This window comes from Lysinibacillus sp. EB106-09-02-XG168, assembly GCF_058791475.1.
This window is the reverse complement of record NZ_JBYTDN010000003.1, coordinates 4,571,011-4,586,861: the sequence shown is the minus strand read 5'-3', so window position 1 is coordinate 4,586,861 and position 15,851 is coordinate 4,571,011. Positions and strand designations below refer to the sequence as shown.

At 34.3% G+C, this 15,851-nt stretch carries 19 protein-coding genes; 16 read left to right on the top strand and 3 right to left on the bottom strand.

The window, feature by feature from the left end:
- The first annotated feature begins 51 nt into the window (after positions 1-51).
- The 5 genes from AC3WSO_RS23210 to AC3WSO_RS23190 all read left to right on the top strand — a co-directional run bounded on the left by AC3WSO_RS23210 (position 52) and on the right by AC3WSO_RS23190 (position 1,759).
- Complete coding sequence (locus AC3WSO_RS23210; protein WP_492534013.1) at positions 52-204, top strand: helix-turn-helix transcriptional regulator; 153 nt, start codon at positions 52-54, stop codon at positions 202-204.
- A gap of 5 nt (positions 205-209) precedes the next feature.
- Positions 210-320 carry a helix-turn-helix domain-containing protein gene (locus AC3WSO_RS23205; protein WP_492534011.1) on the top strand — a complete coding sequence of 37 codons (111 nt, stop codon included), beginning with the start codon at positions 210-212 and terminating at the stop codon, positions 318-320.
- Positions 321-463: 143 nt separating this feature from the next.
- Positions 464-967 (top strand): GNAT family N-acetyltransferase, encoded by a 504-nt coding sequence (locus AC3WSO_RS23200; RefSeq protein WP_492534009.1) that lies wholly within the window; start codon positions 464-466, stop codon positions 965-967.
- 97 nt (positions 968-1,064) lie between these two features.
- Positions 1,065-1,286, top strand: a complete 222-nt coding sequence (locus AC3WSO_RS23195; RefSeq protein ID WP_492534007.1) for a hypothetical protein — start codon at positions 1,065-1,067, stop codon at positions 1,284-1,286.
- 143 nt (positions 1,287-1,429) lie between these two features.
- Positions 1,430-1,759, top strand: coding sequence for a hypothetical protein (locus AC3WSO_RS23190; RefSeq protein WP_492534005.1), 330 nt, complete (start codon positions 1,430-1,432; stop codon positions 1,757-1,759).
- Positions 1,760-1,825: 66 nt separating this feature from the next.
- Here AC3WSO_RS23190 and AC3WSO_RS23185 read toward each other — a convergent pair whose 3' ends face one another.
- Positions 1,826-2,395 (bottom strand): TetR/AcrR family transcriptional regulator, encoded by a 570-nt coding sequence (locus AC3WSO_RS23185; protein ID WP_492534003.1) that lies wholly within the window; start codon positions 2,393-2,395, stop codon positions 1,826-1,828.
- Positions 2,396-2,540: 145 nt separating this feature from the next.
- Here AC3WSO_RS23185 and AC3WSO_RS23180 point away from each other — a divergent pair, with 145 nt between their 5' ends.
- The 5 genes from AC3WSO_RS23180 to AC3WSO_RS23160 all read left to right on the top strand — a co-directional run bounded on the left by AC3WSO_RS23180 (position 2,541) and on the right by AC3WSO_RS23160 (position 5,974).
- Positions 2,541-3,458, top strand: coding sequence for a DsbA family protein (locus tag AC3WSO_RS23180; RefSeq protein WP_492534472.1), 918 nt, complete (start codon positions 2,541-2,543; stop codon positions 3,456-3,458).
- Between the two features lie 59 nt (positions 3,459-3,517).
- Entirely contained in the window at positions 3,518-3,823 is a 306-nt protein-coding gene (locus AC3WSO_RS23175; RefSeq protein ID WP_492534001.1) for a monooxygenase, read from the top strand.
- Positions 3,824-4,109: 286 nt separating this feature from the next.
- Positions 4,110-4,967: an ABC transporter ATP-binding protein gene (locus tag AC3WSO_RS23170; protein ID WP_492533999.1), complete on the top strand. Its 858-nt coding sequence runs from the start codon at positions 4,110-4,112 to the stop codon at positions 4,965-4,967.
- 4 nt (positions 4,968-4,971) lie between these two features.
- Positions 4,972-5,586 (top strand): ABC-2 transporter permease, encoded by a 615-nt coding sequence (locus AC3WSO_RS23165; protein WP_492533997.1) that lies wholly within the window; start codon positions 4,972-4,974, stop codon positions 5,584-5,586.
- A gap of 118 nt (positions 5,587-5,704) precedes the next feature.
- Positions 5,705-5,974, top strand: coding sequence for a hypothetical protein (locus AC3WSO_RS23160; RefSeq protein ID WP_492533995.1), 270 nt, complete (start codon positions 5,705-5,707; stop codon positions 5,972-5,974).
- A 121-nt stretch (positions 5,975-6,095) separates the two neighbouring features.
- Here AC3WSO_RS23160 and AC3WSO_RS23155 read toward each other — a convergent pair whose 3' ends face one another.
- Both AC3WSO_RS23155 and AC3WSO_RS23150 read right to left on the bottom strand, forming a co-directional pair.
- Entirely contained in the window at positions 6,096-7,724 is a 1,629-nt protein-coding gene (locus tag AC3WSO_RS23155; protein ID WP_492533993.1) for a hypothetical protein, read from the bottom strand.
- A 2-nt stretch (positions 7,725-7,726) separates the two neighbouring features.
- Positions 7,727-8,503, bottom strand: a complete 777-nt coding sequence (locus tag AC3WSO_RS23150) for an ABC transporter ATP-binding protein (RefSeq protein ID WP_492533991.1) — start codon at positions 8,501-8,503, stop codon at positions 7,727-7,729.
- Between the two features lie 511 nt (positions 8,504-9,014).
- On the opposite strand from AC3WSO_RS23150, the gene AC3WSO_RS23145 reads away from it, so the two are divergent.
- The 6 genes from AC3WSO_RS23145 (at position 9,015) to nagA (ending at position 15,804) form a co-directional block, all read left to right on the top strand.
- Complete coding sequence (locus AC3WSO_RS23145; protein ID WP_492533989.1) at positions 9,015-10,166, top strand: Gfo/Idh/MocA family protein; 1,152 nt, start codon at positions 9,015-9,017, stop codon at positions 10,164-10,166.
- 18 nt (positions 10,167-10,184) lie between these two features.
- Positions 10,185-11,177 (top strand): ABC transporter permease, encoded by a 993-nt coding sequence (locus tag AC3WSO_RS23140; protein ID WP_492533987.1) that lies wholly within the window; start codon positions 10,185-10,187, stop codon positions 11,175-11,177.
- 13 nt (positions 11,178-11,190) lie between these two features.
- Entirely contained in the window at positions 11,191-12,069 is an 879-nt protein-coding gene (locus AC3WSO_RS23135) for a carbohydrate ABC transporter permease (RefSeq protein ID WP_492533985.1), read from the top strand.
- A gap of 18 nt (positions 12,070-12,087) precedes the next feature.
- Positions 12,088-13,704 (top strand): extracellular solute-binding protein, encoded by a 1,617-nt coding sequence (locus AC3WSO_RS23130; protein WP_492533984.1) that lies wholly within the window; start codon positions 12,088-12,090, stop codon positions 13,702-13,704.
- Between the two features lie 259 nt (positions 13,705-13,963).
- Positions 13,964-14,629 (top strand): YesL family protein, encoded by a 666-nt coding sequence (locus AC3WSO_RS23125; RefSeq protein WP_492533983.1) that lies wholly within the window; start codon positions 13,964-13,966, stop codon positions 14,627-14,629.
- On the top strand, positions 14,626-15,804 hold the full coding sequence (gene nagA / locus AC3WSO_RS23120; protein WP_492533981.1) for an N-acetylglucosamine-6-phosphate deacetylase: 1,179 nt from the start codon (positions 14,626-14,628) through the stop codon (positions 15,802-15,804). The genes AC3WSO_RS23125 and nagA overlap by 4 nt, the downstream gene beginning before the upstream one ends.
- Positions 15,805-15,851: the final 47 nt, after the last annotated feature.

Here is a 15,851-nt window from a genome sequence, read left to right as displayed (position 1 = left end):
AATTCTGATATGTAATAATAATCATAAATTCTGGTAATTGGAGGGGATAAAATGGAGAAAAATATTTTAAGTTTAAAACTAAAAAGATACCGAGAAGAAAAAGGAATCACTCAACAAGAACTAGCTGAGATCTTGGATGTAAGTGATAAGACTATATCTAAAGGCGAGGAGGAAATTCAAATGGACGGCCTAAAGTTGCCGTAAACGAGTTGAAGTTGTTGCACTTAAAGGATGCTGGGAAAAGTAATAGAGAGATTGCACGATTACTTCGCGTTTCAGAAGCTACTATTCGGAGACGATTGAAAGATTTAGAAGGATGATTTTTCTTAGTAGTCATACGTATATATGCTAGAAAGAAAGGTTTGTATATTTCTTTATTTCAATTCCAATATGATACCGCAAACGGTTTGTTTTCAAATATTGATTTTGTGACTTATTTTAAAGAACGAGGGGATGGGTTAGGTTGGAAATATCAATTAATAGCTTACAAGAACGTGACGCAGAAGAATTGTATCAGTTTGAAACAGATAATAGACTATTTTTTGAACAAATGGTATCTAGTCGTGGGGAAGATTATTATAAGTTTGAAGCGTTTAAAATAAGACATAGAGAACTTTTAGCTGAACAAGAAGAAGAGAAATCGAAATTCTACTTAATAAGGGATAACTCAAGCAATATTGTTGGAAGAATTAATTTAGTGGATATAGATATAATGAATGATGTAGCAGAGGTTGGTTATAGAGTAGGTGAAGAATATGGTGGGAAGGGGATAGGGGCCAAAGCTTTAAAACTACTATTAGAAACAGAAATTAGTGTTAAAAAGATTAAAGCAAAAACAACAACAAATAATATTGCATCTCAAAAGGTTCTTGAAAAAAACGGTTTTAAACAAGTGTGTATAAGTAGTGATGAGTTCGAAATGAATGGCCAAAAGATGCGGTTTATCGATTACATGTTGGAACTCTAAAAGCTATACAAATGTTGTTGGCGGAAATTATTAATTTGTTTTTGATGAATAGTAAAAATCTTGTGAGAGGTGGTTGAAATACAGGTTTAAACGAATCTTGATACTTTTTTCAATCATTGTGACAAGTTATATTATTCATCAAAACGATTTATCAAAGGAAGATCAATTATTTACGCCAACAGGGAAAAGGGTAGAAGTGAATGGTCATAAGATGCATGTGTACCTAGAAGGAGCTGGAGAAGATACGCTTGTATTTATGTCTGGTATTGAAGCATTGTATTGGGCTCAAGTCTACCCGAATGAAGTAAAGCAATTATAGGATTGGATATGGCTGTTCCTGCTACATATAAAGATTATGATATAAATATGCCTCTAGTTCATTTAAGTGCCTTTACTGCTAATATTGGTTTTACTAGATGGATTTCTGGCCTGTCTGAAAGTTAGGCTATAGAATATGGGACTTTGACAGATGAAGAAAAAGAATTGTATAAAGTGATTTTTTATCGTAGAACGGCAACTAAAAATATAATGAATGAAGTAAAGCATATTCAGGCAAATGCTGAAAAAGTAGGAGCAGCAGGAATACCAAAAGTACCTATGCTTTTGTTCTCTTCAAACGGTCAAGGGACAGGTTGGAATGAGGATGAGTGGAATGAATTTCAAAAGAAGTTCATCAATAAGCATAAAGACGGCACATTAATAAAATTAGATTGCTCACACTATATTCATGATATTGAATTTAAGCGAATAGCTGATGAATCAGAGAAGTATATAGAAAGTTTAAATCGTTAAATCTTCAGAGCATGTTTTGAACAATCCTTTCAAAACATGCTCTACTTTTATGTGATATGAAAACCCCTAGTTTTTGAAATCTAATGTAATCCCAGATAGTATATAAGGAATTGACAATTTAATAAATTCCTCTGGGGATATATCCATACTATTTTTTCTCCATTCCATAGAAGCACCGTAAATTCCCCAGCTTAGTATGACAGCGGTAGTTTTTAGTGCTGCATCCTCTTTCGTATTATGTTGTTTTAATAACATCTTGTAAAAAACGATTTCGAGATGTTCCCTAATAATACGAGAAATAGTATCTTCGTATCCTCTATGACAACGATTAGATAAAGATTTCTGAAAGGTCGTTATGGCTGTGAAAATTTGAATAATCAATTCTTCATTGAGTTCGCCGTTTTCGAAATTACTATAATTTAAATTAACTAATAATACTTCTGATAATACTTTTTCCAATAGATCATATATATCTTGAAAGTGATAATAGAATGTTGCGCGATTAATCATAGCTTCTGTCGTAATATCCTTCACAGTAATATCCTTAAACTCTTTTTGACCTGAAAGTTCCATAAAAGAATCCATAATTAATTTGCGAGTACGAAGAACACGAGGGTCAGTCTTTGATTGAGTCATTTTTTTGTATCACTCCTACTTTTTAATCAATTTCTTCGATGTGTTGTATATACGACAAATCTAAAGAACTATTGGTACAGATGATTTTTATTATTTACTAAAATACGATTATAAAGCAATTAAAATGAAAGTGGTGAGTAGGATGATGAACAATAATAATTTAATCTGTGATTTGGAAACGGGTGTATGTGGTGTTTCAGAAGATAACGAAATGCAGGTGGTTGATTTCGATCAAAAACGGAAGTCGATTGATTTATATTATGTGACAGATCCAATCTGCTCGCATTGTTGGGCATTAGAGCCAGTTCTTCGTCGCTTTGTAGAGCAATATGGTCATTATGTAAATTTCCATACTGTTATGGGCGGTTTGCTAGAAAAATGGGCAGGCTTTGCTGATGTATCTAATGGTATATCAAGCCCATCAGATGTGGCTGGACACTGGAGAGAGGTTGGTGAGCATAGTCGTATGCCGATTGATGGTACGCTTTGGCTTGAGAATCCCATTCAATCCTCCTATCCTCCATCTAAGGTTTTTAAAGTGATTCAACAGCAAAATGAGGTTTTAGCAAATATATTTTTACGCCGTGCAAGAGAAGCAGTTTTCGTATCTAATCAAAATATTGCAGAGAAATCTGTTTTAATTGAAATCGTTAATAATATCGGACTTGATGGGGAAAAGGTTATAAAAGAGGCCGAACTACCGATTGGACAGCAATTATTAAGTGAAGATTTTGCGCTAGCTTCAAAACTAGGCGTTAGAGGATTTCCAACGATTATCATGTTGAACGAAGAAAATAAAGGTGTAAAAATTGTTGGTAGCCGAACGTTAGAATCCTATATTGCTGGGCTAAAACAAGTTCTTCATTTAGATGAACTACAGCCAAAATCACAACCAGCACTTTTTAGTTTACTTGAGAAAGAAAAGCTTCTTTTTTCGAAAGAGATTGAAGTTATGTATGACATTGAGCAAAAGGACATTCACAAATTTGTGGAGAACGAGCTTTCACCAACTGATTATGATGCAAAAGAAATACTTGGTGAAACCTATTTTGTAAATAAATAAAAAAGTCATTTTTGTATAAAACTAATTGTTATAAAAAAATCAAAAAGGGAGTTTTAATCATGAAATATTTATTACAAGTTGATTTTACAATGGACGGCCCATTCGGCGAAGAAATGTCTAAGGCATTCGTTGATTTAGCAAAAAGTATTAACGAAGAGCCAGGTATGATTTGGAAAATTTGGACTGAGAATGCCGCGGAGAAAGAATCTGGTGGGATCTATTTATTTGAAACTAAAACAGATGCTGAAAAATATTTAGTTATGCATTCAGAACGATTAACAAGTTTCGGTATTACCAATATTCGTGGGAAAATCTTTGAAGTGAATGAAGTATTATCAACAATTAATAATGCTCCGATTAAATAGTTTCCTAAGCTAATTAAGGCCATCATTGGCAGTTTTATCAACTAAATAACTCAGAATTGAAAACATGGGATTGTAATTTAACAGTCTCATGTTCTTTTTTTTGAGCTCAATAATAATTTATTACTTGCAAAATAAATCCAATATGTATATATTGTATATAGAGTGTATACACAATATTTTTAGGGAGATTTCGAGAAATACGGACTTATTCTATCTGTTCGTTTATTTCGCGAAAGAAACGGACGCTCAAGGAAATGCTTACATTATTGTATACGGAGGATGGATGATGGAAAATGTCATTGAATTACAGAATATTCATAAATCTTTTAAAGGATTTCAGGTAAAAGATTTTTCGATTAACGTTAAAAAGGGCTACGTAACGGGATTTATTGGAGGAAATGGTGCAGGTAAATCAACAACGATTAAGTTGATTATGAACTTATTACAGCAAGATAGTGGTACTGTTTCATTATTTGGTATGAAATATAAGGGACATGAGAAAGAAATAAAAGAACGTATTGGTTTTGTCTATGATGAAAATGTCTTTTATGAAAATGTAACGTTAAAGGATATGAAAAAGATTATTAAACCGGCCTATAAAAACTGGGATGATAAAATTTTCCATTATTATGTAAAAAAATTCGAACTACCATTGAATAAAAATATGAAGAACTTTTCGAAGGGAATGAAGATGAAAGCTTCGTTAGCCATTGCTCTAGCTCACCATGCGGAACTAATTATTATGGATGAGCCAACTGCTGGACTCGATCCGATATTTCGTAGAGAGTTACTAAACATTTTACATGAGTTAATGCAGGATGGTGAAAAAACAATTTTCTTTTCGACACATATTACAACAGATTTAGATCGTATTGCGGACTATATTACCTTTATACATAACGGAGAGCATATTTTCACGAAAGAATTTTATAAGATTGAAGAGGAATATGCCATTGTCAAAGGGAAGCTGGATTTATTGGATAAAGAAACGGAACAAGAGTTTATTTCAATCAGAAAAACGAATGTAGGCTTTGAAGCATTAACAGCTGATAAAAATCGTGTGGCGAACATATTTGGGGATTTTGTTATTATGGAAAAACCAACGCTTGAAGATATTATGTATTATACGAAGAAAGGATGGTAACTGTATGTTTAACCTTATATTTAAGGATATTTTAATACAAAAGAAAGTATTTTTATTTTACATTGCTACTTTAGTAATTTACTTATTGGTAGATATTTCTCCAATTCTTATTGTAGTCGTATATAGTCTAACATTTATTAATACGGCTTTGTCTTACGATGAAAAAGATAACGCTAATATTCTGCTCAATTCGCTTCCATATACGAGAAAGGAAATTGTATCTTCAAGGTATGTAGGTGTATTAATATTTACATCACTATTTATAATGCTTACTTACGGAGGGCGTTTCTTCTTATATGGAAAAGAAGCATCGTTTTCATGGAAAGCTATATTGTTAATTATGGGTCTTGTTATGGTCGCTATTTCATTCATGCTCCCTGTGTTTTATAAATTTAAAAGACAGTATTTAGTGTTTTTTGCAGGTGCTTTAGTTGGCATCTATCTATTAATGAAAAATTTTTTAGTCCCCAATTTAAATAATGCATTAAGGGATTTAACACAAAAGTTCTTAACTTTACAAGAAACGCAAATGTATTTCGTAGCTATCTTTACAATTGTTATATTGTATATTGGGTCATGGCTACTATCTATTCGTATATATGAGAGAAAAGCTTTTTAATACGATTTTTTACTTATAGGCTCCAACAAAAACAGCTTCATCCTAATTGACTAGCTATTAAATAAGTGTAGCTCTGTGAACACATCTAATGACATGTTTTTAAAGGAGGAGGATAATTATGGGCAAATCTATTGTAAAAGCTCTTATTTCTACATTAGTGACCTTACTTGGAATTTTTGTTGTTTTTTGGTTATTGGATAAAATTGAAGCTAGTGTAAGGGGAACTGACAATCTATTTAGCACTTTAGATAATGTAGGCATTACATTTATAAATTTATACAATTTAGAAGCTTATAATATCGGTGCGAGTATTGCTGTAATTATCTCTGTATTACATTTAATTGTTGTTGTAGCTAGTGAGAAAGTTAAAAAAGCTAATGAAAAATAACTTGATCCGATTAGACCAAGTTATTTATACATAATAGTTCGTAAAATGTAGGTAGGAGGGGCATCCACTAAGCAAAGTGATGGTTAGTATAGCTTGCTGGATTTTTTACGGTCATTAAATATTACTGTGTTCGTTTAAAAACTAGTTTCCATATAATATAGTTCATGATAATAAGCACAATTAGATAAATAATTGACCCAAAGGAAATCTGACTAGCTATTAAATAGTGTAGCCCCGCCAGCATACCTAATGGAATTAACAACAAAAGAGTTTTCCAGCTCTGGGCATCGCCAACTTCATTATAAGGCTTTGTGAAAGGAATCTTACTTCCTATGCCGAGGTAACAAATGACTGTGTACATGCAGCTTGCTACTAAAACAGTCAGTAAATCAGGGATAATTCTCGTACCATAAATGAAGCAGAAAATGATGCTCAGAACAATATACAATGGAATATACAATTTAATCAAAAATGCTTTTAAGCTACCTTTTTTTAAGTTTGTATAATCTTTCATTGGAAAGACTTTATAGATCCAAGCGGCTTTATATTTTCCTGAATGCCCAAGCAAAAGCACAGCTGTCGGAATAATTAGCATGCTGAAATAAATATTTAAATAGCCCATGCTAACGGAATAATCAGTAGCTTCGTTCCTTGAAAAAGAAAACATAAAAATAAATGGAATAACAAACGAAAATCCTAAAGATGGATATACTTTCAGTTTAAACTCTCGCTCCTGTTTCATCATAAGGGAGGCGAAGCGGTAAAAAGCTCTTTCTTCATTTGTTCTACAAATGATTGTTAATAAAAGCGTCTTAAGTCGATTGTTCTTTTCTTTTTTCGATTTGCTAGTGTTTAATAGTTTTTGCAGATTACGTTCAAAGGTTGGAATTAGCTTTAGGTAAAGCCATATCGAAATGATTGGCATGACGACAGCTAAAATACTAAATATCACTGTAGATAAAGAGAAGTCACCATTTAGCAGTAACTCATAAGGAGCGGCAAACCACATAGGAATGAGAAAAACACTCCACCAATGAAATGTTACTACCATATCAAAATTGACGAATTCAAAGGATCTAATAAGAACTTGATAGCCAATCATCAGCATTAAGGATAAGCCGATTTGTACATAATTGATGATATCTTTCAGCTTTTCTCCATCAAAGAATCTTAAAATAGCAATATATAAAACAGCAGTTAATACGACAATAAAAATATTAATTAAAACTAGTAAGAGCAACGTTAAAATAAAGAATACAATTCCTTGTCTGAATAGGCCAACGACTAGGGAGATGGCAGTAAAAGCAATCGTTAAATATGTCAAGTAGATGAAAATATGCATAAACTTGGCCGCATTGATCGTTCTAGCAGAGATAGGTTTGGTCGAGAGAATGCTTCTGTCCCGTACATCCAAAAGTACGGAAGAAAAATCAGAAATCAATGTTGTCATGATGATAAAAATAATCATGGCATAAGCAATACTCATCTGGAAAAGATAGTTTTGACCAAATCCTATAAAAGGAATTAACATCAGTCCAAATAAAACATAAATCCATAAAGATTTGATGTAGCCGTATTTTTGCTCTTCTTTGTTTTTATTTGATGCTTGGTTAAATATAGTCGGTACTTTGCGCTCATCCATTGTTAGTTTAATATGGAGGATCTTTCGCATGATATCGTAATCGACGCCCATTTTCACAAAAATAAATTGAATTTTATCAAGAAATTGTAGGATTTTGAAATCTTTCATGTTCATACCTCTTGTACAATAGAAACGAATTTCTCGCCAATTTCCTGATGATCATGGAAGCCTGTCAATTGGTTGAAAATTCTTTCCAGAGTTCCTTCAGTATTGTCTGCCTGTAGTTGGGCAAATGTCCCGTCGGCAGCAATTTTCCCATCATTCAACAGGATGATACGACTACTGATTTTTTCGACAACATCCATGATATGAGAGGAATAAAATATCGTTTTTCCTTGGGCAGCTAGTTGAGTCAAAATTTCTTTGAAAATCATCACACTATTCGCATCTAACCCATTGATTGGCTCATCTAAAAATAACAAATCAGGATTATGTATAAGGCTAGCGATAATCAATAGCTTTTGCCGCATTCCTTTTGAATAAGAAGATATTCTTGAATGATACGCTTCTCCAACACCAAATAACTCCATTAAGGATTTTGATTTATCAGCAGCGACTTCTAATTCAAGGCCATAAAGCTGGCCGATAAAGGTTAAATACTCATACCCCGTTAAATTATCATAAACGTCTGCTATCTCCGGTACATAGCCAATTCTTCGTTTATATTCAAGGCTATCTTTTCCGATACTCTCTCCGAAAAGTTTAATTTCTCCACCGTAATCGCCTTCGATCCCTAAAATGATTTTGACGGTGGTACTTTTACCTGCACCGTTTGGACCAATATAACCAATTATTTCTCCTCTCGAGACGTGCAAGTCGATCCCTTTTAAAATTTCTTTGCTACCATAACTTTTCGTCAAATTCGTAATCGTCAAGATTTCTTCCATGTTGCAACTCCTTTTTGTTTATTCACTTAATCTTATGTATAGTGTAATTGATTTAGAGAAAATATCCATAGTATTGCTTTTAAAAAGGAATAATTTAACTACCTGTAAAAATGAAGCCAGATCCTTTCTAGTCTTGTCTAACAATAGGTATGTAGTTCAGATTTATAAAAAATTTTTTCATATTATGTGAGAATTTCTTTTTTTGGAGTGAAAGGTTGACCTTTTGAAAAACCGATAAATTTTCTGTATTTCAAGATGGGTCAACTTTCTTTGAGAGATAGATAATTATACAAAATGAATAAAATTCGGGGTATTGACATATTTAGGGTTTGAATTATATATTTATCTCAGCTTAATTTTTAGAATATTCATTATAATATTACAACTTAACTTGTACCTACAACGTGTTGTCATGTAGTGGTGTTGTTGTGGATGTTTTATTGTTAGTTTTTAATTATGTAAACGTTTACGTATCACAATTGAATGCAGCATTCTTAGAGGGGGAAAATCAATGAAGAAAGTACGTATTGGAGTAATTGGAGCTGGATTAAGAGGGAATTTGGCTCAATATTGGCATAACCCTAATGGGGAATCAGAAATTGTAGCTTTAGCTGATATTTCTCAAGAACGTTTAGATAAATTTCAAGCAAAATTCGATACAGCTTTATTTTTAACGAAAGATTATAAGGAATTATTAATAAGAGACGATATTGACGCTATTGCAGTTTTATCGCCAGATTATTTACACGAAGAACATATTGTCTGTTGTTTAGAAGCAGGGAAGCACGTGTATGCTGAAAAACCTTTAGCAATTACAGTGGAAGGTTGCGATCGAATTTTAGATGCATGGAAAACATCAGGGAAGCATCTAATGGTTGGCTTTAATATGCGATATATGAGTATGTATCAAACGATGAAAGGCTTAATTGATTCAGGGGTTATTGGAGAATTAAAAGCCGTATGGGTACGTCATTTTGTTGGTTTTGGCGGTTACTTTTACTATCACGATTGGCATGGGAACTCAAAAAATACAACATCTCTGCTATTGCAAAAAGGCTCTCATGATCTAGATGTGATTCATTGGATTTCTGGAAAATATACAACGAAAGTTTCTGCGTTCGGTAGCTTAGATTATTATGGTGGAAATAAGTCAAATACGTTAACGTGTCCGACGTGTGATCAGAAAAAAACATGTCCAGAGTACGTCCCACATACATTTACGGAATGTGCGTTCCGAGAAGAAATTGATGTAGAGGATAATAACATGCTCATTATGGAATTAGAAGGCGGCATAAAAGCTTCATATTTACAATGTCACTTCACACCAGATTATTCGCGAAATTATACATTTATCGGTACAAAGGGGCGTATCGAAAATGATGATGTGAATAATAAAATTTATTTAAAAACGCGTAAATCAAACTCTTGGGAAGAGCTTAGCGATGTTGTTTATGAAATGAAACCTGAAGAAGGAAGCCATGGGGGAGCGGATCCTAAAATTGCACAAGATTTCGTAGAACTAATACTTTACAACAAAGAGCCACTAACAACTCCATTTGCAGGACGTATGAGTGTCGCAGTCGGCTGTGCAGCAACGGAATCAATCCGCGATGGAGGGAAGGTCGTTGAAATTTCACAAGAATCTACAATTCTACAGCATTAATGAATAGGGGGGGTATGTATGACGCTTTTGGACGAAAGAACTATTGAAGAAAAGCCATCCAAGGCAAGACGTTTTTTCAAAAAGCAATCAAAGGTAAAGAAAAATCACTGGGTAGAGTGGAAAAAATCTATCAGAAAAAATTGGGAGCTTTATTTATTACTAGTTCCTGTAATACTTTACTTTTTGGTTTTCCATTACTATCCATTATACGGTTTGCAAATTGCCTTTAAGGACTTCATTGCTACGAAGGGGATTACTGGTAGCCCATGGGTAGGTTTTAAGCATTTTGAACGTTTCTTTGATAGTTATTATTTTTGGAGACTTATTAAAAATACAGTAGGTATTGGTGTATTTACACTACTCATATCTTTCCCTGTACCAATCATTATTGCATTGCTGTTGAATGAAGTGAAAAGTCTTCGTTTCAAAAAATTTGTACAGACCATTATTTATGCACCGCATTTTCTATCAACGGTCGTTGTAGTTGGTATGTTGTTACTGTTTTTAAAGTCTGACGGGATGATTAACCAAGTTATCACGTTGTTTGGTGGTACACCGATTGATTTTATTTCTGAGCCAGCATGGTTTAAGTCAATCTATGTATTATCAGACGTATGGCAAACAATGGGATGGAGTTCCATTATATACATTGCAGCTTTATCGGCAGTAGATCCAGCGCAGCACGAAGCAGCAATGATGGATGGGGCATCGAAGTTCCAGAGAATTATTCATATTAACATCCCAGCGATTATGCCAACCATCGTTATCTTATTTATCTTGAACGTTGGATCCGTTATGGCAATTGGGTTTGAGAAAGTGTTTTTATTGCAAAATGAATTAAATATGTCGACTTCCGACGTCATTTCAACCTTTGTGTATCGAAGCGGAATTTTAGAAGCACAGTATAGCTTTTCAGCGGCTGTAGGTCTATTCAACTCTATCATTAACTTTATCCTTCTCATTATGGTGAACCGAATAGCGAAAAAAGTAAGTGATACAAGCTTATGGTAAGGGAGTGGCGAAATTGAAAGAATCGAGAGGGGATCGAGCGTTTACAATCTTTAATTATGTTTTCTTAGCAATTGTTGCAATTGTTGTGCTTTACCCATTGCTTTTTGTGTTAAGTGCTTCACTTAGTAATCCGCAGTATGTTATTTCAGGTGATATGTGGCTATGGCCGAAAGAGTTTACTGTCGAGGCATATAAAAGAGTATTCCAAAATCCAGATATTATTAATGGATTTATCAATACATTGAAATATACATTTTTCGGAACGGTATTGAATATTGTGATGACCATTTGTGCAGCCTACCCACTTTCACGTAGAGACTTGAAAGGTAAAGGTTTCATTATGGCATTTATGGTATTCACGATGTTTTTCAGTGGAGGGCTAATTCCAACATATTTATTAATTCGTGACTTAGGCATGATTAATACATTTTGGGTCATGATTATTCCGAATGCTGTTGCTGTATGGAACATAATTATTATGCGGACATTCTTTCAGTCGATTCCTCATGAATTAGAGGAGTCCGCAATGATTGATGGAGCAGGAAACTTCCGTATTTTATGGAGTATTGTATTGCCGTTATCATTCCCTGTTATGGCCGTAATGGTTTTATTCTATGCAGTAGGACATTGGAATTCTTATTTTCAAGCTTTAATTTATTTGCAAGACCAAAGCAAGTATCCACTTCAACTTATACTTAGACAAATCTTAATTCAAGGGCAAGCCGATGATATGATTCAAGCAACATCAGAAAGCTTTCTAGCTCAAAAACTTAGCGTCGAAGGGTTGAAATATGCTGTTTTAATCGTTGCCAACCTACCAATGCTAATGCTTTATCCATTCTTACAAAGATATTTTGTAAAAGGTGTCATGATTGGTTCATTAAAAGGTTAAAGAAAAGGAGCGATTTAAATGACGATAAAAAAGAAACGTGTTTATGGTTTAGTAGCAACTATGATGTTAGCAGCTAGTATTTTAGGAGCTTGTTCTGATAATAAAGGAAATAAAGCAGAGATAAGCGGCAACGCAGACAATATGAATGCTACGGGGATGCCCATTGCAAAAGAAAAAATTGAAGTAGATGGGTTTGCGGCTAAGTTTTTTGCTTCACAAGATTGGAATAAGTTAATGCTATGGGAAGAATACGAAAAAATGTCTAACATCCATATTAATTGGACAACGGTTCAAACCGAAGTATTAGCAGATAAAAAGAACTTACTTTTAGCTGCAGGGAATTATCCAGAAATTTTCTTTGCATCGGCATTCTCAAGAACTGATTTAATCAAGTATGGTCAGCAAGGCGTATTCGTGCCATTAAATGATTATATAGATAAATATGCACCGAATTTCAAAAAGCTTTTAGAAGAATACCCAACTGTAAAGCAAGGTATTACGATGGCAGATGGCAACATTTACGGATTCCCAACAATCTATGATCCAAAGTTTGAATCGCTTCGAGTAGGAGCACCATGGATCAATCAGAAGTGGCTAGATAAACTAGGCTTAAAATCACCTGAAACGACAGAAGATTTTTATAAAGTGCTTAAAGCATTTAAAGAAAATGATCCAAACGGTAACGGTCAACAGGATGAGCAAGGCTGGGGATCTGGCTATGGAATTAGGCAATTTATTGATTATTTAAGAGGTTCATACGGCTTGAACAAACAAGGAACAATGAATCCGAATTTAGACTTTAAAGAGGGAACTGAAGAATTCCGCTTTGTTCCAACGACAGATGAATACAAACAATTAATTGAATTTTTAAATAAATTGTACAGTGAAGATTTAATCAATAAAGATGTATTTACAACTGAGCCTCAAAAATTCGCTGCTGAAGCAGGTAAAGGGACTTACGGTATGCTAAGTGAAGTAGATCCGAAAGAATTGTTCAAATTAGATGGTTATGTAGGTGCGCAAGTTTTAGAAGGTCCCAATGGGGATCGTCAATATACAGCGATGTCTAACGGGCTTGGAAATTTAGGAATGTTTGTTTTAACAGATAAAGCGAAAAACCCTGAAGCGATGGTACGTTGGATTGACCATTTATATGGTGATGAGGGAGCAAAAATGTTCTTTATGGGCTTTAAGGGTGTAACTTACGAGGAAGATGCAGCTGGTAATGTAAAGTATGTAGATAACATCACCAACAATCCCGATGGTAAAAACTTAGATCAAGCAATAAGTGACTATTTAACATGGCCAGGTGGTTACTACCCTGGAATCGTTACGCAAAAGTATTTCCAAGGGGCAGAAGCTAAAGAAAATTCAATTAACAGTGCTAAGCAAGTAATGCCATATGCATTGAAAGATGAAGAAATTATTCCAGGCTTAAACTTCACATTAGAGGAAAATGATCAAGTGTCAGCTATTTTAACAGACATTCAAACGTATGTGGATGAGATGACAGCAAGCTTTATTACCGGTAAGTCAAGCTTTGACAAATGGGATGATTATAAGAAAACAATTGAGAAGATGGGCTTGGAGAAATATATGGAAGTAGCTCAAACAGCATATGACCGTACAAAATAATAGTGTAACGTCATACAGATGATGTCACCTCATTGCATCATAAAAACACAAGCTAAAACGCTCACTTCTTGTGAAAACCTTGTGTGAGCAACATTCTATTGTCTCGGAACAATAGGGCATTTACTGGCAGTTAAGCTACATCCGTTTTGGGACATTCCTCATAAGCGTGTGCCTTGCTGCTAGTTAATGCGGGGATAAGAATGAACATGCACGGCGAATTTAGTCGTGCTTGGATTTCTATTGTAAGGAGGCAAAGTAAATGAAATTTGAAGGATGGAAAGGGAAACTATACTGGATTGTTGAATTGATCACATTACTAGCTGTGTTACAGCTAATGTGGACTGGGCTAACCATACTAGGACTTGTTTTATTCGGGATTACCCCTGCAACTGTAGCGATGTTTACAACATTACGCAAAAGGCTGCAAGGGGAGGACGATTTAAAACTTCTTGTTAAAACATATTGGAAGTCCTATAAAACTGAGTTTATTTCAGCGAATAAAATAGGAATTTTTATTTTAAGTATCGGTTATTTTTTAACGATTAATTTCCAAATTATTTTATCGTTTCATGGAATGACAGGTTTACTATCACTTACTTTATTTGTGACGATTAGTATTCTATTTTGCATTATGGTAGTAAATATTTTTCCAATATATGCTCATTATGAGCTCCCATCCTTTCGGTACTTTGCGGTTTCGATATTATATAGCGTAGCTTATCCACTTCAAATGATTGGCTCTATTGCTGGGCTTGCTGTATTGTATCGTATTTTTAGTTGGATTCCAGGGTTATTACCGTTTTTTGGTATTAGTTTAACATCTTTATTTTTAACCTGGATGTCATCGCATATTTTCAAAAAGAAAACGGAAGCCGAAGCACAAGTAAAGGCAGAACATTATCCTAAGGAAGGGGTAACTTCATGAACAAGACATGGATAATTCATGCCAATATCGTGATGGAAGATGGCATTTTAGCAAATGGTTTTTTACAAATGGCAGACGGAAAAATTATAGAAATTGACCAAATGAATAATTGCCCTCCATTGTCTTCAACTGAAAATATTATTGATTGTCAGCAACAAGGCTATATTATCCCTGGGATGATTGATATACATGTACATGGCGCTTTAGGACATGATTTTATGGATGGCGACCCTGCTAATAATGTAAAAATCGCAAAATATTTAGCAAGTGAAGGTGTAACAGCTTTCTTAGCTACAACAACAACAAGCCCTATACCAGAAATTGAAGCTGCTATTGAAGCGCTTGCGTTTTCTTACAAAGAACAGCCTACTGGGGTAGCTGAAATGTTAGGAATTCATCTAGAAGGCCCATTTATTAATCGCTTAAAAAAAGGTGCGCAACCAGAAGAATATATATTAAAACCAAATGCTAGGCTATTTAATGATTTATACGACAAGTCAAATCAATCTATTCGCCTTGTCACATTTGCACCAGAGGAAGATATGGATTTTGAATTACTTCAGGCATTGAAAAGTAAAGATGTGATTGCATCTATTGGTCACTCTGATGCTAACTACGATACGACTATTCGTGCAATAAGAGCAGGTGTTTCACATGCCACCCATCTATTTAATGGAATGAGAGGTATTCATCATCGCGATCCAGGTGTTGTGGGGGCAGTGCTATTAGAAGATGATGTTTATGTTGAACTGATTCCAGATAATATACATTTTCATAAAGATTTGCTGTTAATGATTCGTCAAATGAAAGGTTTGAATCGCATGCTTGTCATTACTGACGGTATGCGTGCAAAGGGAATGCCAGACGGTATTTATACATTAGCTGGCGAAGAAGTAGAAGTGTTTGATAATCGCTGTGTTCAACGTAAAACAGGCTCCTTAGCAGGAAGTGTATTGAATATGAATACAGCAAGAAAAAACATAGAAGAGTGGCTGACACTATCAATAGTCGAACAAATTCGTCTTGTTTCTCTAAATCAAGCAATCCATTTAGGAGTTTCCAACCGTAAAGGCTCTCTCGCTTTAGGGAAAGATGCAGATGTTGTTTGGCTTAATGCTGAGGGAGAAATAGCGAAAACCTTTTGCTTAGGGAATCTAGCCTTTGAAAAGAATTGATATATCAATAGGCATCTATTTGATTAGATGATATATTGATAACAAAA